The sequence below is a fragment of the Nocardia brevicatena NBRC 12119 genome, from assembly GCF_000308495.1.
GTDB classification, from domain to species: domain Bacteria; phylum Actinomycetota; class Actinomycetes; order Mycobacteriales; family Mycobacteriaceae; genus Nocardia; species Nocardia brevicatena.
This window is the reverse complement of the sequence record NZ_BAFU01000006.1, coordinates 34698-58672: the sequence shown is the minus strand read 5'-3', so window position 1 is coordinate 58672 and position 23975 is coordinate 34698. Positions and strand designations below refer to the sequence as shown.

21 protein-coding genes and 1 tRNA gene are annotated in these 23975 nt (G+C 67.8%); 6 read left to right on the top strand and 16 right to left on the bottom strand.

The window, feature by feature from the left end:
• The coding region (locus tag ON20_RS01385; RefSeq protein WP_040832981.1) for an alpha/beta fold hydrolase at positions 1-461 on the top strand (461 nt) is incomplete at its 5' end.
• A 129-nt stretch (positions 462-590) separates the two neighbouring features.
• On the opposite strand, the gene ON20_RS01380 is transcribed toward ON20_RS01385, so the two are convergent.
• Entirely contained in the window at positions 591-1193 is a 603-nt protein-coding gene (locus ON20_RS01380; RefSeq protein WP_040832980.1) for a class I SAM-dependent methyltransferase, read from the bottom strand.
• 155 nt (positions 1194-1348) lie between these two features.
• Here ON20_RS01380 and ON20_RS01375 point away from each other — a divergent pair, with 155 nt between their 5' ends.
• The 3 genes from ON20_RS01375 to ON20_RS01365 all read left to right on the top strand — a co-directional run bounded on the left by ON20_RS01375 (position 1349) and on the right by ON20_RS01365 (position 3645).
• A complete protein-coding gene (locus tag ON20_RS01375; RefSeq protein WP_040832979.1) occupies positions 1349-2269 on the top strand; it encodes an NADP-dependent oxidoreductase in 921 nt (306 codons plus the stop codon).
• Positions 2270-2557: 288 nt separating this feature from the next.
• On the top strand, positions 2558-3157 hold the full coding sequence (locus ON20_RS01370; protein ID WP_051161378.1) for a PadR family transcriptional regulator: 600 nt from the start codon (positions 2558-2560) through the stop codon (positions 3155-3157).
• A 2-nt stretch (positions 3158-3159) separates the two neighbouring features.
• On the top strand, positions 3160-3645 hold the full coding sequence (locus tag ON20_RS01365) for a nitroreductase/quinone reductase family protein (RefSeq protein ID WP_040832978.1): 486 nt from the start codon (positions 3160-3162) through the stop codon (positions 3643-3645).
• Positions 3646-4790: 1145 nt separating this feature from the next.
• Here ON20_RS01365 and ON20_RS01360 read toward each other — a convergent pair.
• From ON20_RS01360 to ON20_RS01345, 4 genes are all read right to left on the bottom strand, one after another.
• Positions 4791-4866 (bottom strand) — tRNA-Thr (locus tag ON20_RS01360).
• 57 nt (positions 4867-4923) lie between these two features.
• Positions 4924-6129, bottom strand: coding sequence for a DNA polymerase III subunit delta' (locus ON20_RS01355; RefSeq protein ID WP_040832977.1), 1206 nt, complete (start codon positions 6127-6129; stop codon positions 4924-4926).
• 277 nt (positions 6130-6406) lie between these two features.
• On the bottom strand, positions 6407-9253 hold the full coding sequence (topA, locus tag ON20_RS01350; RefSeq protein WP_040832976.1) for a type I DNA topoisomerase: 2847 nt from the start codon (positions 9251-9253) through the stop codon (positions 6407-6409).
• Positions 9254-9531: 278 nt separating this feature from the next.
• Positions 9532-9738 (bottom strand): cold-shock protein, encoded by a 207-nt coding sequence (locus tag ON20_RS01345; RefSeq protein ID WP_011206895.1) that lies wholly within the window; start codon positions 9736-9738, stop codon positions 9532-9534.
• A 505-nt stretch (positions 9739-10243) separates the two neighbouring features.
• On the opposite strand from ON20_RS01345, the gene ON20_RS01340 reads away from it, so the two are divergent.
• Positions 10244-12577, top strand: coding sequence for a DEAD/DEAH box helicase (locus ON20_RS01340; protein ID WP_051161369.1), 2334 nt, complete (start codon positions 10244-10246; stop codon positions 12575-12577).
• A 235-nt stretch (positions 12578-12812) separates the two neighbouring features.
• Here the strand turns inward: ON20_RS01340 and ON20_RS01335 are convergent, their stop codons facing one another.
• From ON20_RS01335 to ssd, 7 genes are all read right to left on the bottom strand, one after another.
• Complete coding sequence (locus ON20_RS01335; RefSeq protein ID WP_083864453.1) at positions 12813-13184, bottom strand: Rv3654c family TadE-like protein; 372 nt, start codon at positions 13182-13184, stop codon at positions 12813-12815.
• Entirely contained in the window at positions 13181-13495 is a 315-nt protein-coding gene (locus tag ON20_RS01330) for a TadE family type IV pilus minor pilin (RefSeq protein ID WP_040832974.1), read from the bottom strand. Before ON20_RS01330 ends, ON20_RS01335 begins: the two co-directional genes overlap by 4 nt.
• A 62-nt stretch (positions 13496-13557) precedes the next feature.
• Positions 13558-13794 carry a DUF4244 domain-containing protein gene (locus tag ON20_RS01325; RefSeq protein WP_438803363.1) on the bottom strand — a complete coding sequence of 79 codons (237 nt, stop codon included), beginning with the start codon at positions 13792-13794 and terminating at the stop codon, positions 13558-13560.
• Between the two features lie 75 nt (positions 13795-13869).
• The gene (locus ON20_RS01320) at positions 13870-14472 is read right to left on the bottom strand and encodes a type II secretion system F family protein (RefSeq protein WP_040832973.1); all 603 of its coding nucleotides are present in this window, start codon (positions 14470-14472) and stop codon (positions 13870-13872) included.
• Between the two features lie 130 nt (positions 14473-14602).
• Positions 14603-15394, bottom strand: coding sequence for a type II secretion system F family protein (locus ON20_RS01315; RefSeq protein ID WP_040832972.1), 792 nt, complete (start codon positions 15392-15394; stop codon positions 14603-14605).
• A complete protein-coding gene (locus ON20_RS01310; RefSeq protein ID WP_083864449.1) occupies positions 15391-16701 on the bottom strand; it encodes a TadA family conjugal transfer-associated ATPase in 1311 nt (436 codons plus the stop codon). Before ON20_RS01310 ends, ON20_RS01315 begins: the two co-directional genes overlap by 4 nt.
• Positions 16698-17801 carry a septum site-determining protein Ssd gene (gene ssd, locus ON20_RS01305; protein WP_051161376.1) on the bottom strand — a complete coding sequence of 368 codons (1104 nt, stop codon included), beginning with the start codon at positions 17799-17801 and terminating at the stop codon, positions 16698-16700. The genes ON20_RS01310 and ssd overlap by 4 nt, the downstream gene beginning before the upstream one ends.
• A 454-nt stretch (positions 17802-18255) precedes the next feature.
• Between ssd and ON20_RS01300 the strand changes: the two genes are divergently transcribed.
• Positions 18256-19089 (top strand): HAD-IB family hydrolase, encoded by an 834-nt coding sequence (locus tag ON20_RS01300; protein ID WP_040832971.1) that lies wholly within the window; start codon positions 18256-18258, stop codon positions 19087-19089.
• A gap of 483 nt (positions 19090-19572) precedes the next feature.
• Here ON20_RS01300 and ON20_RS01295 read toward each other — a convergent pair whose 3' ends face one another.
• From ON20_RS01295 to ON20_RS01280, 4 genes are read right to left on the bottom strand one after another with little or no spacing between them, the layout of a single operon-like run.
• Complete coding sequence (locus ON20_RS01295) at positions 19573-20325, bottom strand: hypothetical protein (RefSeq protein ID WP_040832970.1); 753 nt, start codon at positions 20323-20325, stop codon at positions 19573-19575.
• A gap of 11 nt (positions 20326-20336) precedes the next feature.
• Positions 20337-22055: a dipeptide ABC transporter ATP-binding protein gene (locus ON20_RS01290; RefSeq protein WP_040832969.1), complete on the bottom strand. Its 1719-nt coding sequence runs from the start codon at positions 22053-22055 to the stop codon at positions 20337-20339.
• Positions 22052-23011, bottom strand: a complete 960-nt coding sequence (locus tag ON20_RS01285; protein ID WP_040832990.1) for an ABC transporter permease — start codon at positions 23009-23011, stop codon at positions 22052-22054. The genes ON20_RS01290 and ON20_RS01285 overlap by 4 nt, the downstream gene beginning before the upstream one ends.
• 14 nt (positions 23012-23025) lie before the next feature.
• On the bottom strand, positions 23026-23952 hold the full coding sequence (locus ON20_RS01280; protein WP_040832968.1) for an ABC transporter permease: 927 nt from the start codon (positions 23950-23952) through the stop codon (positions 23026-23028).
• Positions 23953-23975 lie beyond the last annotated feature (23 nt).

The following is a 23975-nucleotide window of genomic DNA, read 5'->3' as shown; positions in this document are numbered from 1 at the left end:
TGTTCGGCTCGGAGATCCGGATGCCCATGCTGATCGCCGAAACAGCCCTCACCACCCCCGTCCCCATCCCGGGCGGTCCGCTGGTGCGCCGACTGCTGATGGACCGGATCATGGGCCCCGAGGCGTCCGTGGAAATAGCCGATTTCGCCCTCGATATCGTGCGCTCGTGCCGTCCGCTCACCCGCGGCAGGCACGCGGCCATCCTCGCCGATATGGACCTGGGCGACGCCGCCCGCCACCTGACCGTCCCCACCCTCGTGATCGCCGGCCGGTATGACCGGCTGCTGCCGGAGCGGATGTCCCGCCTCATCGCCGACACCCTCCAGGAGACCGGCCACTTGAGCGACTACCACGTGTGGCCGACCGGCCATCTCACCAATCTGGAAGCATCCGAGAAGTTCAATACCGAACTGGCCCGGATCATCGACCGCACCGGCCTGCGGCCCGCGGCCGCGGGTTGAGCGGGAGTTCGCCGAGCCCGGTCAACGTCGCCCGGTCTCGGTGAACCCATACCGCTCAGGCTGTGTCCATTCGGCATGAGCGGGGCCCTGCGTGATTACACTGCGCTACCGCCTCCGGGCGCCGGCCGCTCATGCCACGCTACGGGCCAGTAGGGCCCCGTGCGGACGGTGTCCTCCGCCCGTTCGGGTCAGACGCTCCCGCTCCTGGAAACCCACCGCGGACAACCGGCGCGCCAACTCGTCGACCGGCCACTTGTATGCCGCCACCACCTTGTGTGGGAACTCCTCCACCGCGGCACCGTAGAAGAAACCCAGGAGCACCACACCGCCCGGGGCGAGCACCCGCCGGAACTCGGTGAGAACCCCGTCGAGCTCGGCCGGCGGCAGGTGGATCAGGGAATACCATGCCAGGATCCCGGCGACCGATCCGCCGGGCAGATCCAGTGTTTGCGCCGAGCCCACCTCGAAGGACGGCCCCGGATACCGTGCCCGGGCGTGTTCGACGAACTCCGGGACGGGATCGATCCCGGTGACGTCGAACCCCAGCCCATGCAGATAGGCGGACAGCTGCCCGGGACCGCAACCGATATCGAGCACCCGACCTCCGGACAGTTCGGCCCATCGCCGCACCATCGCGAGATCATCGGCGTGCACACTGTCGACCGATCCGAAAAGCTCGATGTACTCCCGGGAACGCGCCGCGTAGGCGTTCTCGACCGTTCGTTGACCCATCCGGCGACCCTAACGAGGGGGTCGAACCCCGCCACGAGGGGACGCGGATACGCCCGAAGCGCGGCATAACTCGGCAGCGGGCCGGCCGGAATATCGGACGGGTACCGCTGTTGCACGGGACGACAGCCGAAACCGAGACGGACGGGATTGCGACCATGCGGGCAGCCATATATGACCGGTACACCTCCGAGAACACCGATGTGCGGATCGGCGAACTGCCGAAACCCAAAGTGTTCCCCGGATCGGTACTGATCGAGGTCCGCGCGGCAGGCGTCAACCCCGTCGACTGGAAGGCGATGTCGGGCGGTCTGGACGGTCTGATCGACGCACAATTCCCCGTGATCCCGGGCTGGGACGTCGCCGGGGTGGTGGTCGAAACCGGTATCGACACCCCCGAATTCGCGGTGGGCGACGAGGTGCTGGCCTATGCCCGCAAGGACATCCTGCACGGCGGCACCTTCGCCGAACTGGTAGCGGTCGAGGCAGCGCACGTGGCGCGCAAACCGGCCACGCTGACCTGGGAGCAGGCCGGAGCGCTCCCGCTGGCCGGGGGAACCGCTCTGCGCACCCTCGACCTGCTCGAGGTCGACGCGGACGACACCGTGCTGATCCATGCCGCGGCGGGCGGTGTCGGCAGCCTGGGCGTCCAGATCGCGAAGGCCCGTGGTGCCCGGGTACTCGGCACCGCGTCCCCGACCAACCACGATTTCCTCCGCGAGCTCGGCGCCGAACCGTTGGCCTACGGCGAGGGTCTCGCCGACCAGGTCCGGGAACTGGCATCCGGCGGCGTGCAGGCCGTCGCGGATTTCGTGGGCGGCCAATTGGACGTCACCCTCGCCGTCCTCGCCGAGGGCGGTAGACACGCCTCCATCGCCGACGGCACCGTCGCCGAACACGGCGGCCACGTGGTCTGGGCGCGGCCCGACGGCTCCCACATCCAGCGCCTGGCCGATCTCGCCGCCGAGGGCAAGCTCACCGTCCCCATCGCGCGGACCTTCACGCTCGAGGAGGTCCCGCAGGCATTCGCCGCCGGTCAGAGCGGACACACCCGCGGGAAGAACGTCATCGTCCTGTGAGCCACCCCACGCCGAACGGACGGTGTCGGAATATGACGACCGGCTCGTCGAAGTCGAGGCCATAGCCACCGCCCGGGCGAGTGATTCTTCCTCGTCCTGGGCTCCTCGCTTGCCGCGATGAGCTCCGGTCGTCGGCCTCTCACGCCCTGCACCGACATCACGTCGACCGGTATCGACACCGAGTTCGCCTCGACTTCGACAAGCCGGCGCATCCTTCCTGTTGCGTCGCAGGACACCAGCGGCTTATAGTCGAACTCGACTAGACGAAATCGACTATAAGGGGTGCCGGTGGCCCGGGAACCGCGCGCGGTGGAGACGCCACTGACACTGGCGGTGCTGACGCTCCTGGCGGAGCGACCACGACATCCGTACGAAATGAAGATCGCCATCCGCGAGCGGCATGTGGACGATGTGGTGAAGCTGCGCGGTGGATCGCTCTACGACGCGATCGGCAGACTCGAACGCGCGGAATACGTACGGCGGGCCGGCACCGCCCGCGCCGGCACCCGCCCGGAACGGACGGTCTACGAGATCACCGAAACCGGTCGGGAAGCGCTGAACACACTGCTGGAGCGATTCCTGACCGAGCCGGTGAACGAATACCCCCGATTCGTCGCCGCACTGGCCCACCTGCCCGCGCTGACCCCCGACAACGCCGCGCGGCTGCTGCGGCGGCGCGCCGAGCGGCTGCGCGAGGACGCCGCCGACGCGAGCCGGATGCAGGCGGAATACGTGACCGGTCTGCCTCGCGCGGTGCTGCTGGAAGCCGAATACCTCCACCATCTGCGCGACGCCGAAATCACCTGGTTGGAACGAACCGCACACGATATCGACCACGGTATGCCGTGGCCGGAGGCCGACAACGCCCCGGACAGCGACAAGGAGTAACCATGACCAGCGAAAACGACCGGCTGCGGCGGCGCCTGAAGCGACTCAACCGAGTGGTGATCGCGTTCCAGCGGCTCGGCCTCGCGGTGGGCACGATGCGAGTTCTCTCGGTTCCCGGCCGCAAAACCGGGCAATTGCGCACCACACCGGTCTCCCCGCTCACCGTCGACGGGGTGATGTATGTGGTCGGCGGATTCGACGACGCGGACTGGGTACGCAACGCCCGCGCCGCGGGGTGGGGTGTGCTCGCGAAAGGTCGGCGCAACCAACGGGTTTCGCTGGTGGAACTGCCGGCGTCCGAGCGGGAGCCGGTGCTGCGGGCATTCCCGGAGAAAGTGCCGCACGGCGTACAGTTCATGATCCGATCCGGCACGGTCGAATCCGCCGACCCCGACGCGTTCGCCGCCGCCGCACCTCGCTGCCCGGTCTTCCGGATCGAGCCGGCGCCCCATGCGCCCGCGCCCGCAGACCCCCCATCGCAAACCTGACAAAGGACTCCGCGATCCTCGCCCCGCGTACCCACACGACGGACTATGGGCCACTTCCCCACCCGACACCTACACCGTCGTCCTCTGCGGCGCCGGTGTGCGGAACGCGACGTTCGGGAAGGCGAACGTGACTCTGTGGCGGATGTCGGCAGCAATGGAGCGGTGAGAAGAACCCGGCCGAGCAGACCTTCCTGTCCGAAGCCGACCCACTCGTCGTCCTGACTTCACATAAATTCCCGTGCCCGCGCCACCGGACGAGAACTGGATTTCCCCACTGGAAATCCCGTGGAGGATTGCTCATCCGCCATAGCGGGTATACGACCGTGCCGCACTGCCGCCGCAATGGTCGGACACCCGCCATCCGCTCGCAGTGTCTGCTTTCTACAGTCTCGCACTCTTCGCCGTATCCTCCTGAACAGCACAAACCAACCAGGCGAGCGGAGAGGCAACCGTATTCGATCTCACGGAACCCGGCAGTGAAACCTCTGAACGGCCACCCCCACCGAGCCGGACGAAGAAATACCGGCGAGCCGGACGAAGAAATACCGGCGGAATTTACGATACGAACCCGATCGGACCTGGACGCAAGATCGAAGCCGAATATTTCCCAATTCGTTTCCATCGTGCGCCGAATTTCGTTACGTCCCGTTATTTCCTGCCGACAGAGAGGATGGCGACGTAGCGCGCCTTCCACTTCCCATGGCAAGGCGGCGGAAACCTGGTTGTACGCCGCACGAACGGCCGACTCGCTCGCGACCATGGGCGGGTACCGCCAGTACTATCGTGGGCTCCACTCCGACCCGTTACCGCGGTGTTACCCAGCGCTGCCGTTCGAGCGTCATCCGGAAGCCGAATGATCTCATACCGATCCTTCGGATACGACACGCCCGGCACCATCGGAACTCGCCCGTCCCTTCGAAAGCGCTGGTGAACTGCCCTCACCAGATCGTTGGACCGGACTTCGAGCCATGCGGCTCGTGCGTGCGGGCAGCCTGCCGGCCACCCTGCGACCGTATTGGAGACCGCTGTGACCAATATGGCAAGGCATAGTGCAGCGCGGGGCGGTGGCGGGGGTTGGACGGACGGTTCCGGGTCAAGCGGATCAAAGCGGTCGTCACCGACCTCGGGATCCCGCCGGGAAAAGGTGGAGCCGCCTGGGGGAATCGAACCCCCGACCTTTTCATTACGAGTGAAGCGCTCTACCGACTGAGCTAAGGCGGCATGCCGTTCGGCGTGGCGAGTCTATCGTCTCGCACCACCGAATGCGAAAACGGGTGGTCAGGGGGCTTGCGCGGCGATGAGGCCCGCGACCATGGCCGCTACCGCGAAACGGGGTTTGACATTGTGGTCCAGGGCCTCCCGGCAGGCGAGAACGGCTTCCACCGACCGGAGCAGACCCTCGGGGCGTACACGGTCGGCGAGGTCGCGGGCCTGATCGGCCATATCGGGGTGGTTCATGGTGATGCCGGGGACCGCGGCATCGGTTCCGAAGCGGAGGGCCAAGGCGTCACGGTAGAGGCCGGCGACATCGATGAGGGCGCGGTCGAGGGCGTCGCGGCCGGTGCGGGTGGCTCGGGATTTCTGGCGACGTTCGAGGTCCTTGAGTACGCCGGCGGAGCCGCGGGTGGCGCTCGCGGCGCCCTTTCCGGTTCCGCCGGCGCCGAGGGCGGTCGCGAGCTCCTCGCGTTCGCGCTCGTCGCGGTCGGCATTCAACTGTCTGGCCTCGTCGTCGGCGGCTTTGACCAGTTCGTCGGCGGCAGCGTAGGCGGTGCCGGGGCGGAATACCGCGGTCACCAGCGACAGTGCTCGTTTGCGCCGGGCCCGTGTTTCCTCGTCGGTGGCGAGCCGACGCGCCCGCCCGATATGGCCGCCGCTGACCGCGGCCGCCCACGCGGCGGCCCTCTCGTCGATCCCGTCCTGTTCCCGCAATACCCGCGCGATCGCCGGGACGGACGGGGTCACCAGATGCATGTGACGACATCGGGACCGCAGGGTGATCGATATGTCCTCCGGGTCCACCGACGGGGCGCACAGCAAGAACACCGTCCGGTCCGGCGGCTCCTCGACCACTTTCAGCAATACATTGCCCGCCGCCTCGGTGAGGCGGTCGGCGTCCTCGATCACCACCACCTGCCAGCGGCCGGTGCTCGGCCTGCGGGCCGCGATCTGCACGATCTCGCGCATCTCCTTGGTGGAGATACTCAGACCCTCGGGAACGACGCGACGCACGTCACCGTGCGTACCGGTCATGGTGGTGGTGCAGGCATGGCAGCGACCGCAGCCTGGTGTGCCCGGGTCGGTGCACTGCAGTGCGGCGGCGAAGCAGAGGGCGGCAACGGACCGGCCCGACCCCGGTGGCCCGGTGAACAGCCACGAATGTGTCATCGCGCCCGCGACCACCCCCGACCGGGCGGCGACCGCGGCGGCGGTCAGCGCGGATTCCACCGCTTCCTGGCCGACCAGACGATCGAAGACACCCGCCATGCGCTACACCCTAATGGGGCACCGGTCTGCGCCATCCATCCACGGCCGGCACGGTCCCGCGGGCGGGCCGAAGTGAAGGCGGGGCCATGCCTTGTCCGACGCGCCGATACCAGGATCTCGGTCCCGTGTCGTTCGCGGTCGATCGGATGACAGCACACCGGGGACCGGCTCGCCGAGGGCGGCGTGTCCACGGACCCGCTCATCGGGGCGCCCCGGAAGAGACCGCTGCTCGTCGGGAGGTCGATCGCGTCCTCACGATCCCGCCCGGGTGGCCGGGTTATTCCGTCTCCCCACCCGAACGCGATGTGGCCCGGCTCGCCGTGGCCTTCTTCGCGGTGGTCTTCTTCGCCGCCGCCTTCTTCGCGGTCTTCTTCACCGGGCCGCGCGCCCGTCGATCGGCCAGCAGTTCCGAGGCACGCTCGTCGGTGATCGTCGCGATATCATCGCCCTTGCGCAGGCTGGCGTTGGTTTCCCCATCGGTGACGTACGGGCCGAACCGGCCGTCCTTGATCACCATCTGCTTGCCGGTGGCCGCATCCGTGCCGAGTTCCCGCAGCGGCGGTGCCGCCGCGGCCTGTCTACCGCGGCGCTTGGGTTCGGCATAGACCTTCAGCGCTTCTTCCAGGGTGACCGTGAAGATCTGGTCCTCGGCGGCCAGGGAACGGGAATCGGTGCCCTTCTTCAGGTAGGGACCGTAACGGCCATTCTGGGCGGTGATCTCCTCACCGGACCCCGGATCGGTACCGACCACGCGGGGCAACGACAGCACCTTCAGGGCTTCGTCGAGGGTGACGGTCGCCGGGTCCATGGACTTGAACAACGAACCGGTGCGCGGTTTCGGACCGGTCTTCTTGGCCGTTTTCCTACCGTTCGCCGAGTCCTCGACCGGCTCGGGCAGGATCTCGGTGACGTACGGACCGAACCGACCGTCCTTCACCACGATTTCGTGTCCGGTCGCCGGATCGGCGCCGAGGGAACGTCCCTCCTGCGGAGTGGCGAAAAGTTTTTCGGCCGCCTCGGGCGTCAACTCGTCCGGGGGAAGGTCGTCGGGCAGGTTGGCGCGCTGTGAGACCGGCTCGGCGTCGGGGTTGTCCGGGTCGGTGACCATCCGTTCGAGATACGGACCGTATCGACCGACGCGCACCACGACATCGCGGCCGTCCGCGTCGGTGAACAGCTTGATCGAATTGACCTCGCGGGCATCGATCTCGTCGAGCCGGTCGCCGACCATCTTCTTCAGCCCACCGGAGCGGGCAACCGACCCCTCGGCGCCGTGGTCGCCACCGAAATAGAACCCGGTCAACCAGTTTCCCCGCCGCTCACGACCGGCCGCGATGGCGTCCAGATCGTCTTCCATGGCGGCGGTGAAGTCGAAGTCGACCAGCCGGCCGAAATGCTCCTCCAACAGGCCGACCACGGAGAACGCCACCCATGACGGCACCAGCGCACTACCGCGTTTGTACACGTAGCCGCGATCGAGGATGGTCTTGATGATCGACGAGTAGGTGGACGGCCGGCCGATGCCCAGCTCTTCCAGGGTTTTGACCAGCGACGCCTCGGTGTAGCGGGCGGGTGGATTGGTATTGTGCCCGTCCGGGGTCAGCTCGACCGCGGTGACGGCCTCGCCCTCGGACAGGTCGGGCAGGCGGTTCTCCGCGTCGTCGGATTGGCCGCCCGCCTCCTCGTCGACGCTCTCCACGTACGCCTTCAGGAAACCCGGGAAGGTGATGGTCCGCCCGGACGCGGCGAATACGCATTCCTCACCGGTCCCGGCGGTGCCGGTGATCCGCACCGTCAGGGTGGTGCCCCGTGCGTCGGCCATCTGCGAGGCGACCGTGCGCTGCCAGATCAATTCGTAGAGGCGGAACTCGTCCTCGTCGAGCCGGGAGTGCAGCCGGCCGGGCGTGGCGAAGGTGTCGCCGGCCGGACGGATGGCCTCGTGTGCTTCCTGGGCGTTCTTGACCTTCCGGTTGTACTGGCGGGGGGTGGGGTGCAGGTACTCCGCTCCGTAGAGCTGGGTGGCCTGGGTGCGTGCGGCGTGGATGGCCGACTCGGACAGGGTCGTCGAGTCGGTACGCATATAGGTGATGTAGCCGTTCTCGTACAACCGCTGCGCCACCCGCATGGTGCGTTCCGAGGTGAATCGCAGTTTGCGGCCCGCCTCCTGCTGCAGCGTGGATGTCATGAACGGTGCGTAGGGCTTGCGGGTATAGGGCCTGGACTCGACCGACGACACCACGAGATCGGCGCCGTCGAGCGCTTCGGCCAGCCGGCGGGCATAGGCCTCGTCCAGCACGACGACCCGCGGAACATCCTTCGCATTCGCCTGGGAAGGCGCTTTGAGCTGCCCGTCGGGGCCGAAGTCTCGGCCGGTGGCGACGCGGGAACCGTCGATATCGACCAGTCGCGCCGAGAAGATCCGCGGATTGGTGGCGTCCGCCTCACCGCCCGCGTCGAGCTTGGCCGCGATATCCCAGTACTCCGCCGAGCGGAATGCCATCCGCTCGCGTTCCCGCTGCACGATCACGCGGGTGGCGACCGACTGCACCCGGCCCGCCGACAGCCGCGGCATGATCTTCTTCCACAGCACCGGGCTGACCTCGTAGCCGTAGAGCCGGTCCAGGATGCGCCGGGTCTCCTGGGCATCGACCAGGTCGTTGTCCAGTTCGCGGGTATCGGTGGCGGCCGCGCGGATGGCCGGTTCGGTGATCTCGTGGAACACCATTCGCCGGACCGGGATCTTCGGTTTCAGGGTTTCCAGCAGATGCCAGGCGATGGCCTCGCCCTCGCGGTCGGGGTCGGTGGCCAGATACAGCTCGTCGGCCTCGGCGAGCAGGCTCTTGAGTTCGGTGACCTTGCTCTTCTTGTCCGGGCTGATGACGTAGATGGGCTCGAAGTCATTGTTGACATCGACTCCGAGGCGGGCCCAGTCCTGGCCCTTGTATTTGGCCGGGACATCGGCCGCGCCGCGCGGCAGGTCCCGGATATGGCCGACGGAGGCCTCCACCGTGTAGTCACGGCCCAGATAGGGCGCGATCTTCCGAGCCTTGGTCGGAGACTCGACGATCACGAGACGACGCAGGGGGCGCCCCTGGTCGGCTGCACTGCGGTCTCGTGTTGCCACCGGTGGATACACCTTTCCTCTCGACCTGCTCGGCACCATTGGCGCGGGCGCGGCTGGGGTAATGGCGGCAACAAACGTTCGAAGCCACCAGAGACGTTTATACCTTGACGCTGCGCATGGTCGAGCGGTTGCGAGAAACCACCGGGCGTAGGCGTCGACGCGTTCAGTATGCAGTGTCGCCGGCCGGCCGCGCCGCGCGGTGTGATGCGGATCTACCCGGATATAGCTCGTCCCTCACCGCCGTTATGGGGGTGAGGGACGAGATGGATGTCACGTGCTCAGCTGAGCGCGCGGACTCCGGTGGCCTGCGGGCCCTTGGTGCCCTGGCCAACCTCGAACTCGACCTTCTGGTTCTCCTCGAGGGTGCGGAATCCCGAACCCTGGATCTCGGAGTAGTGAACGAAGACGTCAGCGGAGCCATCCTCCGGCGCGATGAAGCCGAAACCCTTCTCCGCGTTGAACCACTTCACAGTTCCCTGTGCCATTCTGTTCCTTCTCTTTTCTTACTCGGAACGGCGGACAACTGGGTTTCGTCCACCGGGCCCGTTCCGACCGCTGTACTGTTGGCTTCTTTCTCACGAAATACCACCATGTACACCGGTCGCAACATCGATCCCCTGCCGACGGTTTGGACTTTGCATCCGTCCCTCGAACACAGAAGCTTGCGACCAGGACCCAGTGAACCATGTCTTCGGGCAATTCAACAGCGGAGTTACCGACAATTTGCAAAAAACCTGATCTTGCGAATGCGCAGATAAGGGACAGATTGCCGTATTCTGGACTTCCGGTATGTTTGCCTCTCGATAACCAGGATTCGGTCCGGCAACACTACTGTGACCCAGATCGCTATTTGGTATCGAAATCGCAGGTAGCGCAACTCGGACGCACACGTTTCACACTTCGTGGCCGCCTGGAAGACTGGACGCCGTGAATCCCCGGGGTCGAGAACACCGATCGACGGACACGATCGGCTCCAGCTACGGCCAATCGTTGCTGAATCGTGTCCTGAAAGGCAAGCACGACGGGGAACTCCAACCGACCCATATCGCGGAGCTTCCCGAACGCGCCGCCTCGGTCGCGGACTGGCCCGAGTGGGTGCCCCCCACGGTCGTCGACGCATTGCGGGCCTCGGGTATCACCGCCGCGTGGAGCCATCAGGTCGCCACCGCCGAATCGGCGATCTCGGGGCGCCATGTAGTGGTCGCCACCGGCACCGCGTCGGGTAAATCGCTGGGTTACCAGCTGCCGGTGCTGAGTACGCTGCTCGACGACCCCCGGGCGACCGCGCTCTACCTCGCCCCGACGAAGGCGCTCGGCGCCGATCAGCTGCGGACCGTCGCCGCGCTCACCCACGACGGTCCGCTCCGCGATATCCACGCCGCCGGATACGACGGCGACACCCCGGGCGAGATCCGACAATGGGTGCGGGCCAATGCCCGCTGGGTCTTCACCAACCCGGACATACTGCACCTGGGGCTGTTGCGCGCCCACCCGCGCTGGGCACGCCTGTTGCGCCGCCTGCGCTTCGTGGTGGTCGACGAATGCCACGCCTACCGGGGAGTATTCGGATCGCATGTGGCGCTGGTCCTGCGCCGGCTACGTCGGTTGACCGCACACTACGGAGCCGAACCCGTATTCATCCTGTGCTCGGCGACCACGGCCGAACCCGCGGCGGCGGCGTCCCGGCTGATCGGCGCGGACTGTGTGGCGGTAACCGAGGACGGTTCCCCGCGCGGCCCACGCACCGTGGCGTTCTGGGAACCGCCACTCCTGGCCGAGAGCACCGGCGAGAACGGAGCACCGGTGCGACGGGGAGCGGCCTCGGAAGCCGCCCGGCTCACGGCCGAACTGGTGCTCGCCGGCGCACGGACGCTGACCTTCGCCCGTTCCCGCCGCTCGGCCGAACTCATCGCCATGGATACGCGCAGGCTGCTGCGCGAGGTCGATCCGGTGTTGGCGGACCGGGTGGCCGCCTACCGGGGCGGCTATCTGCCGGAGGACCGGCGAGAGCTGGAGGCGGGCCTGTCGAACGGTTCGCTGCTGGCCGTCGCGACCACGAACGCGCTGGAACTCGGCGTCGACATCGCGGGCCTGGACGCGGTGGTGCTGTCCGGTTTCCCGGGGACGGTGGCCTCTTTCTGGCAGCAGGTGGGACGCGCGGGCCGCGATGCCCACGGGTCGTTGGCGCTGCTGGTGGCACGAGACGATCCCCTCGACACCTACCTGGTGCACCACCCTCGGGCACTGCTGGACAAACCGGTCGAGGCCACGATCACCGATCCGGGAAACCCCTACGTACTCGGCCCCCAGTTGCTGTGTGCGGCCATGGAACTGCCGCTCACCGACGAGGAAGTGGAGCGTTTCGGTGCCGGCCAGGTCATCGGAGACCTGGCCGAACAAGGCCTCATCCGACGACGGGAGAACGGGGCCGCCGGGGCGGCGCGTTGGTTCGTCACCGCCGAGACCGAGCCGCACGATTCCGTGGACGTGCGCGGCGGTATCGGTACGCCGGTGGCCATCGTGGACAGCGAGACCGGCCGGCTGCTCGGTACCGCCGACGCCGCCCGAGCCCCCGCTACTCTGCACGAAGGGGCAGTTCACCTGCATCAGGGCGAGACCTATGTCGTCGAGGAACTCGATCTCGACACCGGCGTCGCGTTCGTCCGCGCGGACAGCCCCGGCTGGACGACCAGTGCCCGCCAGGTCACCTCCATCGAGGTGGACGAGGCACTCGAACACCGGGTATATCGCGGGGTGACCACTGCGCTGGCGACGGTCCGAGTGACCGGTCAAGTGGTCGGCTACCTTCGCACCCTGCCGACGGGAGAGGTTCTCGACCTTGTGGAACTGGATCTACCCGCCCAGACCCTGCCCACGGTCGCGGTCTTCTACACGGTGACGGCCGACCTGCTCGAACGAGCCGATATCGACCCCACCGAACTGCCCGGCGCGCTCCATGCCGCCGAACACGCCGCGATCGGTCTGCTGCCACTGGTCGCCACCTGCGACCGCTGGGATATCGGCGGCGTCTCCACCGCCGAACACCCGGATACCGGCTTGCCCACCGTATTCGTCTACGACGGACAGCCCGGTGGTGCGGGCTTCGCCGAACGCGGCTTCACCCGCCTACGGAGCTGGTTAACGGCCACGCTCGGTGCCATCGACTCATGCGGTTGTGGCTCCGGGTGCCCCTCCTGCGTGCAGTCGCCCAAATGCGGGAACGGCAACGCTCCTCTGGACAAGACGGCCGCGACCCGGTTGCTGAGTGTTGTTGTCGCCGACCTGGCCTATGAGGCGGAAGGCGAGTTCGGGACCACCTCCTGAGATCGCAGTGCGCGGCGGTGTGGGCGGCCCACAAATCAGGTCGAATGTCCAGTTGTTGATCTCAATAAAGAGGAGCGCTGTCCGGTTAACCGGCCAATAGCCATTCCCGATTCGGTTTGCTCACCCGCACCCTTCCCCAATTTCCGCTTCTGTGCGGAGAACCATTAACGGCGCGACAATTCCAATTACTGCACGATTTCAATAATTCCCGTTAACAAATTTCACCGCGAGAGCTTCAACTCCCTTCTTCGACCTGCCCTGCCCGCGCGATCGCACGTACACTACGCGACCCGAACGCTCCCCCCGGCAGATCTTCCTCCACCGAGATCACGGCATCCCAGCCGATGACTTCGCAACGGACGAGCCGCACCTCCATCCGGCGGGCAAGGGTCTCCGCTTCCGCGCAACCGGCCTCGACACCGCGAAGGAGTGCGCTCGCCGCGGCAAGCGCCGCGAGATCGGCGCCGGCCTGCGCACGGTGCCGCGCCACCACGACGGCACCGACCTGAACCACCGCAACCGTCACGGCGAGCAGCCCGGCCAATGCCAGAGCCGCCGCCACACTCGCTGCCCCGGCGTCGTCTCGCCACCCCTTCCATTCCGTCACGGTATTCCTCCCGGCTCCACAGCGGCGACCGCTTCCGCCCGCAACACCAGTAGGGGCAACAGCGGCGGCTCGGCGGAGACCACAACGACCACGCGGTCGCCCTCTCGACGGATGGCTATACCCGCATTCTCGGGCGCTACTCGCCGCGCCGCCTCCAGCGCGTTCGCCCGATCGCCCCTGGCGGCCAGTCGAGCGGCTTCCCGAGCCGCATCGACGCAACGCACCTGGGTCGATGCCGCCAGCACGGCACCGATACACAGGGTGGCAGCGGCGGCAATCGCTCCCAGCGCGATCGCCGCCTCGACCGTCACACCGCCCCGCTCGCCACGGAGCGGATTCCCGCACGGGCGGGTCCGTGCGGCGCCTTCGGCCGCTACACGCCGGTGTTCAACGCCTTGTCGATGATCTTCGTCAAGGCGTCCGGAATGCTGTCCCCGGTCACCACCCCGTACAGCACGGCACCGAATGCCGCGGCCGCAATCGTGCCGATCGCGTATTCGGCGGTGCTCATCCCCTCCTCCCCGCTCGAGAATCGCAGCAGCCGTATACGCGCTTCCCGCGACACCACATGCGATACCCCGACCGTCCGCCGTACCAGTTCGATACGCACCTGATTCCCCTCTCTCATCCGCCCGCACAGCCGATCCGCGCGGACACATCTCGATTGCCGGACCATGCGAGGCGCTCACAGCAGGCCCCCACCAAGCACCCGTCCGGCCAGGCCGATGATCACAGGCACGATCCCCAGGCAGATGAAGGCCGGCAGGAAACACAGCCCGAGCGGGCCGCCGATCAGCACACCCGCCCGCTCGGCCCGCGCCGCGGCCGCATCCTCGACCTCCCCGCGCCGCTGCTCCGCCAGCTCGCCCACCGCGGCCGCCAGTGCGGAACCCGAGCGCGCCGAACGCCGCACCATCCGGGCCAGCGATTCGAATTCCGGTGTGGTCGCGGCGGCGGGTCCGGACCGCCCCCATGCGAGGGACGGGTCCGCGCCGAGAGCGAGCAGATCGGCCGATCGGCGTAGGGACGTCCGTAAGGCTTCGGGGGCACCCGGGAGCACCGCGCGGACCGCCGGGACGGTCGGCAGACCCGCGCGCAGGCAGGCCGCCAGGAGATCGAAGACGGTGGCGACCGCGAGCGGATCATCCCTTGTCCGTTCGGAACCGCGGGGCGCTCTCCACAGTCGCTCGGGCGCGGAACGCAGTCGAGCGGTCACCGGACGTGGACCCGGAACCAGCAGTGACACCGCCGCCAGGATCGCGCATGGCAGCGCCATCGCCGAGTTCATCGGGATCTCCGTGCACCGAACATGCCGGCACATCGCCGATACCAGAGTCCCCGGCGTTCCGCCGCGTGCGGTGCGCGGCAGCCATGTCGCGGGAGCGCGCGTATCGGGCCGGGCCGATATCGAACACCTTTCACAGCAATACCTTTCGTGCGATGGCATCGGCCCAGAGCAGGCCGGCGCAGGCCAATACGGTGCCGAGTGGAAGCAGATAGGCTCCGGCGGCGGATGCGAACAACACCCGCAGCGGTTCGGCACCCATCAACTGCCCCAGTGCGATCCCGAGCACCGGCAGCACGGCCAGCACGGCGGCGGTGGCGCGCGCACCCGCGAGAGCGGCGTCGGTACGGTTGCGGAACCGGATCCGGCCGGCCAGGTCTGTTCGGGCGGCGGTCAACGGTTCGGCCAGGGCGAGCCCGTACCGTTCGGCCACCTGCCATGCGTCGGCGACCCGGTCGAGTTCCACAGCGATCACCGAGCCGGGACATCGCAGTCCGTCGGCACCGGAACCGCCGAGTCTGCCGCGCGCCGACCCCACCGCAAAGACCTGTGCCGCGATCCCCGCGACCTCCTCCGCGGCGGCCTGGGCCGCGACGCTCGGATGCGCGCCGACGCGCAGTTCGCCGATCACCGACTCCAACGCCGCGAGCAGATGCCCGCATTCGCTACGGTGGCGGCGGTCCCGACGCACCCGCCGCATCCTGATCGTGGCCGTGCCCAGAACGAGTACCGCGGCGATGAGCGCGCCGCTCCCGAATGTGAACGCGGCGACGCAGCCGATGCCGAGACCGCAACGGAGCAGGGTTGCCGTAGAGAGGTTCCATGATCGCGGCCCTGGGCCGAACAGATCGTCGAACCGCCGCCGCCCGGCCGAGACCGGTAGGACCACCAGGGCGAGAGCGCCGCATATCAGAGGCCCGGTCATGGTCGCATCCGTTCGCGCAACAGGCGGTCCAGCGCGGCGCCCGCGGGTGTGGGTTCGCCGGCCGCGGCACACCATGCGGGACCGATATGGACATATCCTCCGCTATCGCGGGCGACCATACCGATCTCCCTCAGCCCGCGGGACCCGTCGGGCCGTCGGTGCACATGCAGTACCACTTGAACCGCCGCCGCGAGCTGACTGTGCAGGGCCGCACGATCCATACCGCCGAGAGCGGCGAGCGCCTCCAGCCGTGCGGGAACCTCCCGAGGCGAGTTGGCGTGTACGGTGCCCGCCCCGCCGTCGTGGCCGGTGTTGAGCGCGGTGAGTAGGTCGACGACCTCCGCACCACGCACCTCCCCGACGACGATCCGATCCGGACGCATCCGCAGGGCCTGGCGGACCAGATCACGCACGGTGATCTGTCCGGCGCCCTCGATATTGGCGAGGCGGGCGACCAAGCGGACGACATGCGGATGCGGTGGAGCCAGTTCCGCCGCATCCTCCACGCAGATGATCCGTTCCCGAGGGTTCACCTCGGCGAGCAACGCGGACAGCAGTGTGGTTTTGCCCGCACCGGTGCCACCGACGACCAGAAAGGCCAGCCGGGCGCGGACGATCCGCCGAAGCAGAGCCATCGCCTCGACGGGAACGGCGTTCGAGGCGGCGAGCGCGTTCAGACCCTGGGTCGCCGGCCGCAGCACACGCAGCGAAAGACAGGTGCCGCCGTGCGCGATCGGCGCCAGCACCGCATGCAGACGGACACCGAAGGTTTCCCCGAGTGCCGCGCCGAGCGCGGGCAGCCGCCCGTCCACCCAGGGCTGCGCGTCGTCGAGGCGGCGCCCCGCCGAGAGCGCGAGCCGCTGCGCCAGTCTGCGTACCGCTGCCTCGTCGGGGAAGGTGATCGGGGTCTTCTCCAGCCCGCGCCCCCGGTCCATCCACACCGCGTCCGGCGCGGTGACCAGGACATCGGCGATGTCCGGGTCGTGTAGCAGCGGCTCCAGCGCCCCCGCACCGGTCAACTCGGTCTGTAGCAAACGAAGCGCCCGCAGCAAATCGGTATCGCCGAGCACCCCGCCGGCTTCGGCGCGGATCGCCTCGGCCATCCGCGCGGGTTCCGGCTCGCCGGACTCATTTGCCAGCCGCTCCCGGACCCGGTCCAGTAGTTCGGCGGTCACCACCCCGCCTGTTTCCGGCGATGTCACCGGCCCGCCGGCGCTCGGCAAACCGCCTCGTTCCCCGGTCCGCAGCACCGGCGGCAGCGGAGGTAACGCCGGACCCGCACCGAACGGCCCTGTATCACCGATCATCCCGCTCTCCGCTCCGCGAGTGGGCTCAACACGGACAGAACCGCATCGCATGCGTCGCGCAACGGCCCGCGCCGCAGCCGAAGACCCCCGCGTTCGAGCCGAGCGGACAATCCCGGTTGGGCGCGAACGGCGGCCAGCAACGGTAGGTCGAGTACTTCGGCGATCTCGTGGCCACGGAGATTTCCCGGCGACGGACCACGGACCACCAGGGCCTGGTTCGGGTTTCGGCATGCTATCCACCCGGTGACGGCCTCGGCCGCGGCGACGGCGCGTATGCGGGCGGGGACCACGAGCACCACCAGATCGGCGGCTTCGAGTATCCGATCGGCATGTGGGCCGCGCTCACTGGATATATCGCAGACGACCAGGTCACCCGCACCGCGCCCGGCTTCGATCACCGCGTGTACCGCGGCGGAGCCGAGATCGCCGGGACGTCCCGCACCGCGAGCGCACGACAGCACCGACAGTCCGAGCCCGGCTTCGGGAAGCGCGTTGTGCAGTGCGGCGGCGGCCACGCGTCCGTCGTCGACCACCAGGTCCGGCCAGCGCAGACCCGGTGTCTGCTCGATACCGAGCAGCAGGTCGAGCCCACCGCCGAACGGAGCACCGTCGACCAGGATGGTGTGCGGCCGGAAACCCGTGGTGGCCGACCGCAACGCCGTGGCCGCCGCCAGTGTCGACGCTCCGGCACCGCCGCCGGTTCCCGCGACGGCCACGACCATCCCGCCATCGGCGCGACGTTCGGCATGTTCGGCGAATTCCTCGATGAGTCCGACAGCGGCGTCCGGTAGCGCGACGACCCGTTCGGCGCCGACGGCCGCGGCAGCCCGCCAGTCGTCCAGGCCGGGTTCACCCTCGGTGACCATGACGATGCCGGGCCGCCGCGGGTGCCGGGAGGTGGCACATCGGGCGGCGGTCTCGGTATCGAGGACGATGAGCGGCGCGGCGACCCATGGATGTCTGCCGATAGGCGGTTCGCGTTCGTCGAGCTGCCGACCGGCCGCCGCGGCGACGCGACGGACTTCTTCACGCAGCCGACCGTCGCCGATGAGCACCAGGGCCGCCGGGGCCGCGTGCTCCGCTGTCAGGTCGTGGTCCATGCAGGTCAGCATCGCCGAGATGGCGACGGGTCGATCGGACCTGATACCGAATGTGGATAACTGCGGGGGTGTGGACAACTGTGGACAATTTCCACATCCGCAGTGGTCACATCCGGAACGGAGCAGGAGGCCGCGATAGAATGACCGCGGGGAAATGTTTCCGCGACCGCTCGGAAAAATCGCGGCCACCTGGAAATAGAGGACGGCCCCAGCCGGGGGGGGGAGGAGGCTGGGGCCGTCGGGTTCAGCCCCGGGGGGTCGGGCTGAACGCGCCTGGAACATGTCCAGGTGCCAGCAATACTACACCCAAGAACCGGCCACCGTGCAAGTCCGACTCGGGAGAAGTTCATTGTGTCGTGTTACCTACGACGCAGAGGAAAAACCACCAGCTCACGACCGTGGAGCCGGTCATAGGAGGCCGGATCCGCGCAATTGCGATGCCTATCCTGGACTTGTGACCGACCTCGGCAACACGACAGATTCTCCGAATGACGCGAGTCGCTCGAACGGCCGCGTCGCCGCCTTTTTCGATCTCGACAAAACGGTGATCGCGAAGTCGAGCGCATACGTATTCAGCAAACCGTTCTTCGCTCAGGGTCTGCTCAATCGCCGGGCCGTTCTGGAGAGTAGCTACGCGCACTTCATGTTCCTGCTCGCCGGTGCCGATCACGACCAGATGGAACGAATGCGGGCCCATCTGACCGATATGTGCACGGGCTGGGATGTCGAACAGGTGAAGACAATCGTCTCCGAGACCCTGCACGAACTGGTCGAGCCGCTGATCTACGCGGAGGTGCTCGACCTGATCGCCGATCACAAGATCCGCGGGCACGATGTGGTCATCGTCTCCGCCTCGGGCGAGGAGATCGTCGGGCCGATCGCCGAGGCGCTGGGGGCCACGCACACGGCGGCGACCCGCATGACCGTCGTGGACGGCAAGTACACCGGAGAGGTGGAGTTCTACTGCTACGGCGAGGGCAAGGTCACCGCGATGGAAAAGCTCGCCGCCGCGGCGGGTTACGACCTGTCCCGGTGCTACGCCTATTCCGACTCGATCACCGATCTGCCGATGCTCGCCGTGGTCGGTCGCCCCACGGCGGTGAATCCCGACCGGAATCTGCGCCGCGAGGCGGCGGTCAGGGGCTGGCCGATACTCACCTTCTCCAATCCGGTATCGCTGTGGGCGCGATTCCAGGCACCGTCGTCGACAACCCTGGCCGCTGCCGGACTGGGCCTGAGCGCGATAGTCGCGGCAGCTCTCACCTACCGACTCCTGCGCCGCCGCTGAGCCCGCAGACGGCTCCTGTTCGCAGGGCGCCCCCGGGCGGCCGAACCCCGGCGGGGCCGCTTCGGTGAGCTTGCAACCAGGGATTTAAGCACAAAATTCCGATCGACACGCCAAGAATTCAATACCTTCCGAACCCTTGATGTGAGTGCAGTCACAGTGGTAAGAATGGAGGCACGGAGGGACGGAAGGCCAAGGCGGAGCCGGAAGAGAAGGTTCAGTCTCCCGACCATCCTTCCCAGCACGGACGCCAGGAACCCACGCGGAGCTCGCCGCGACAAGGGCAGAAGCGTTGTGGGCCTGCGAAATCCGGCTTGCCGGCGGCGACGGCCTCGCACAGTCTGCGGGGATGAGCCGCGGTAAGGCTCGGAGGAACGCCGAGGCCGTGGACACAACCCACTCAGCACGCCTGGTACCCCGGCGATCCGTGCTAGCGGGCGGTGAGGTCGACAACGACAACGCCGCCCGCTTCGACGTGTGCGCCCGCTACCCTCGGCCGGCTACGGTGTTCGCGATCGACATCGCCTCGCGCGCACCGTCCTCCAGCGCGCCGCAGCACAGAATCACCCAGCCGCCGACTCCCTCGGCGGTCCCGGTGGCGAACCCGGCGGCGGCATCCCGATACGCCTGCCGCCGACGCAACCAGAACACCTCGGGCACCCCGAGGGCATGTGGGTCCAGACCGCTGGACACCGTGACCAGCCGGGCGGCCGCCCGCGCCACGATCCCGTCCGCGGAACCGAAAGGCCGCAGGGACAGCAGCTCGCCGTGCACAACGGCGGCCACTACCGGTGCCGGCGCCGATGAGCCGAGCACCGTCTGCGCGAGCAGGTCCAACCGCTCGGCCACCCCTTCACCGGCGCGCGGACGGCCCAGCCGATCCTTGTCGTCGACCAGGTCCGCCGCGGCGAGCAGATGCAACCGGGCCAACGCCTGCAACGGCGCCCGCTGCCACACACCGGTCAGATTGCGCAGACCGTCACCGTCCAATGCCTGCCCTACGCGCAGCGCACCGGCCAGGATCGGATCGGGTGGGGTGTCGTCGGCGGGCAACTGGGCACTGCCGCCATCGATCGCCCCCGACGAGCGCGCCGCCCGAACCGCCGCCTCGGCGGCCGTGGTGGGCCAACCGCGCCGGTTCGCCTTGTGCCGGTGTACCTCGGCGAGGGCATCACGGGCCTTGTCGGCGGCCGCGCGCACACCGGGCAGTTCGACGAGGGGCTGCAGCGGATCGGTCACGGGGTACGAGGCTACTGCCGCCGGCCCGGCCGGCCCGCCGGCAGGTCCCGTCCCGGAATGGCCGCGAGCAGCCGCCGGGTGTATTCCTCACGCGGGGAGTCGAAGATTTCCTCGGTGCTCGCCGACTCGACGATATGACCGCCCCGCATGACGAGCACCTCGTCGGCGATCTGCCGGACTACGGCGAGATCGTGCGTGATGAACAGGTAGGTCAGGCCGAGCCGATCCTGGAGTTCGTCGAGCAGGTTCAGGATCTGTGCCTGGACGAGGACGTCGAGCGCGGACACGGCTTCGTCGCAGACCAGCAGCTCCGGTTCCGGCGCCAGCGCGCGAGCGATGGCGACCCGCTGCCGCTGCCCACCCGACAGTTCGTTCGGATAGCGCCCGAGCACACTACTGGGCAGGGCCACCCGGTCGAGCAGTTCCCGCACCCGGGTCTCCCGCTCCGCCCGGGTACCGATGCCGTGGACGCGCAGCGGTTCGAGCAGGCAGCGGTGAATCGAATACATCGGGTCCAGGGATCCATACGGGTTCTGGAAAACCGGCTGAACGCGCCGGCGAAAGCCGAGCTGTTCGCCGCTCCGCAGCCGTGTGATGTCCTTGCCGTCGAAACGGACCGACCCGGAGCTCGGCGGTATCAACCCCAGGACGAGCTGGGCGATGGTGGACTTCCCGGAGCCCGATTCGCCGACCAGGGCGGTCGTGGTGCCGCGCCACAGTCGGAACGAGATACCCTCCGCCGCCACGAGTTCCGTCGACTTCCAGGGCGCCGACCCCCGGACCCGATATCGCTTGGCGAGCCGGTCGGTCTCCAGAATCGGGGCCTCACCCGGCGTACCCCTGTCCATCGCGTCTTCGGCCGCCGGCCCCATGGCGACCGATAGCCGGCTTCGCCGCGTCGACCGGCGGGCCGATGTCAGCGATGGCGCCGACTCCACCAGCCGCCGGGTGTACTCGTGCCGGGGCTCGCGCAGCAGATCCGGTGCGGGACCCGATTCCACAACCCGTCCCCGATACATCACAACCAGGTGTTCGGCACGTTCGGCGGCCAGACCCAGATCGTGGGTGATGAGCAGCATCGCGGTCCCGAGCTCTGTGGTGAGCCTGTCGATATGGTCGAGTATCTGCCGCTGCACGGTCACGTCCAGGGCCGAGGTCGGTTCGTCGGCGATGAGCAGATCGGGCCGCCCGGACAGGGCCGTCGCTATCAGCACCCGCTGTCGCAGCCCGCCGGACAGTTGGTGCGGATATTGGTCGAGCCGGTGCTCGGCATCTGGTATCCCGGCCGCCTCGAGCAACTCCACGGCGCGCTCCTGGGCCGCTCTACCGCGGGCGATGCCACTCGCGGCGAGCGTTTCCCGGAGCTGGAAACCGATCTTCCACACCGGGTTCAGGTTCGACATCGGATCCTGCGGCACGAAACCGATCCCGGTGCCCCGCAGCCGCACCAGCTGCGCCCGAGGCGCCTCGGTCAGTTCGCGGTCGTCGAAACGGACGCTTCCGGACACCACTCGTCCCCCGCGCGGCAGCAGGCCGATGATCGCGTGGGCGGTGGTCGATTTACCGGATCCGCTCTCCCCCACGACGGCCACGGTCTGCCCCCGATAGACGGTCAGGTCGACACCGCGGACCGCGTCGACCCGATCCGCACCCTCGCCGAAAGCGATACGCAGATCCCGGACCTCCAAGAGCGGGCCGGCGGGATCGGCTGCCGTCGGTCGGCCGCTCATGGGCGCCTCCTGCGGGATGTGGGGTCGAGGGCGTCACTCAGCGCATCGCCGAGCATGATGAACCCGAGTACGGTCAGCGCCAGCGCGGTCGCGGGGTAGAAGAGGATCAGCGAACCCCCGCGCAGCTGCTGTCGGCCTGTGGCGATATCGGCACCCCACGACACCTCCGTCGGCGGCAGCCCGACACCGAGGAACGACAGGGTCGCCTCGGTGACGACGAAGACGCCCAGCCAGATGGTGGTCACCACGATCACCGGCCCGAGTGCGTTCGGCAGCACATGCCGTACCAGAACACCGAAACGCGATACCCCCAGCGCCCGCGCCGCCAACGCGTATTCGCTGTTCTTGGCGGAGATGACCGCCCCGCGCGCGATGCGCGCCGCCTGCGGCCAGGTGAATCCGGCCAGGGTGACGATCACCAACCAGATGGTGCGCTGCTCCGACAGTTGCATGAGCACGATGGCCGCGAGCATGAGCGGTATCGCGTAGACGATCTCCGAGATACGCGAGATGACCGAATCGAGTACGCCACCGTAATAGCCGGCGAGCGCCCCCAGCGTCGCGCCGATCAGCACGAACAGCAGGGCAGCGCCGACCCCGGTGAGTACCGACGCACGGGCACCGTAGACCGTGCGCGCGTAGATATCACAGCCCTGCAGGTCGAATCCGAACCAATGTTGCGCGTTCGGCGGCATCAGGCTGTTCTCGATCACGCAGTACCGCGGGTCCTGATCGGTGAACAGTCCGGGAAACACCGCGAGCACCAGCACGATCGCGATGAGCGCGACAGAGATGGAAAACAGCGGATTACGCCGCAGCCCATACCAGGCCTCCCCCCACAGTCCCCGCGGTATCCCGGTGATATCCACTCGGTCGACGGCTTCAACCGACACCTCATCCGGAGGGGCGACCCAGCGTTGCTGCCCCGGCCGAACCGGGGGCCGCTCATCGGACATGACCACACCCTCGTTCAGACATAGCGGATTCGGGGATCGAGAACCGCGTACAGCAGGTCCACCACCAGATTGGTGAGCAGGAAGACGACGATCAGCACGGTGACGAAGGAGACCACGGTCGGCGCTTCGCCCCGCACCACGGCCTGATAGAGTGTGCCGCCGATACCGGGGATATTGAAGATGCCCTCCGTGACGATTGCTCCCCCCATCAACGCGCCCAGGTCGGCTCCGATAAAAGTGACCACCGGGATCAGCGAATTGCGCAGGATGTGCGCCACCACCACTCGCCGCCGGCCCAGCCCCTTCGCGGTCGCGGTGCGGACATGGTCGGCGTCCATGTTCTCCGCGATCGCGTTCCTGGTCAGCCGCAGTACATAGGCGAACGACAGCGAGCCGAGTACCAGCGCGGGTACGACGAGTCTGGAGAAACTCGCGTTCGCGCCCACCGTGACCGGCGCTATCCCCCATTCGACACCGAGGAGGTACTGGGCCAGAAAACCCAGGACGAAGACCGGTATCGCGATCACCACCAGGCTGAGCACCAGCATGGTCGAGTCGAACAGTCTCCCCTTGCGCAGGCCGGCGAATACCCCGAAGAGCACGCCGAACACCGTTTCGAACACCACGGCCAGGAAGGCCAACCGGAAGGTGATCGGAAACGCGCGGGCCAGTTCGTCTTTCACCGAGCGCCCGGAGAACGAGGTGCCCAGGTCGAGGGTGAAGATTCCCTTCAGGTAGTACAGATACTGCACCACAAACGGCCGGTCGAGGTGATAGCGGGCGCGCAGCTGCGCCTCCAATGCCGGGGTCAGGGTCCGTTCACCGGCGAGCGCGGCGACCGAACCGCCGGAGACGCGGTAGATCAGGAAGTAGATCAGCAGGGTCGCGCCGAAGAACACCGGAACCATCTGCAGCAGCCGCCGCACGATGTACCACGCCATATGTTCTCCTCGTAGTCTCCCGG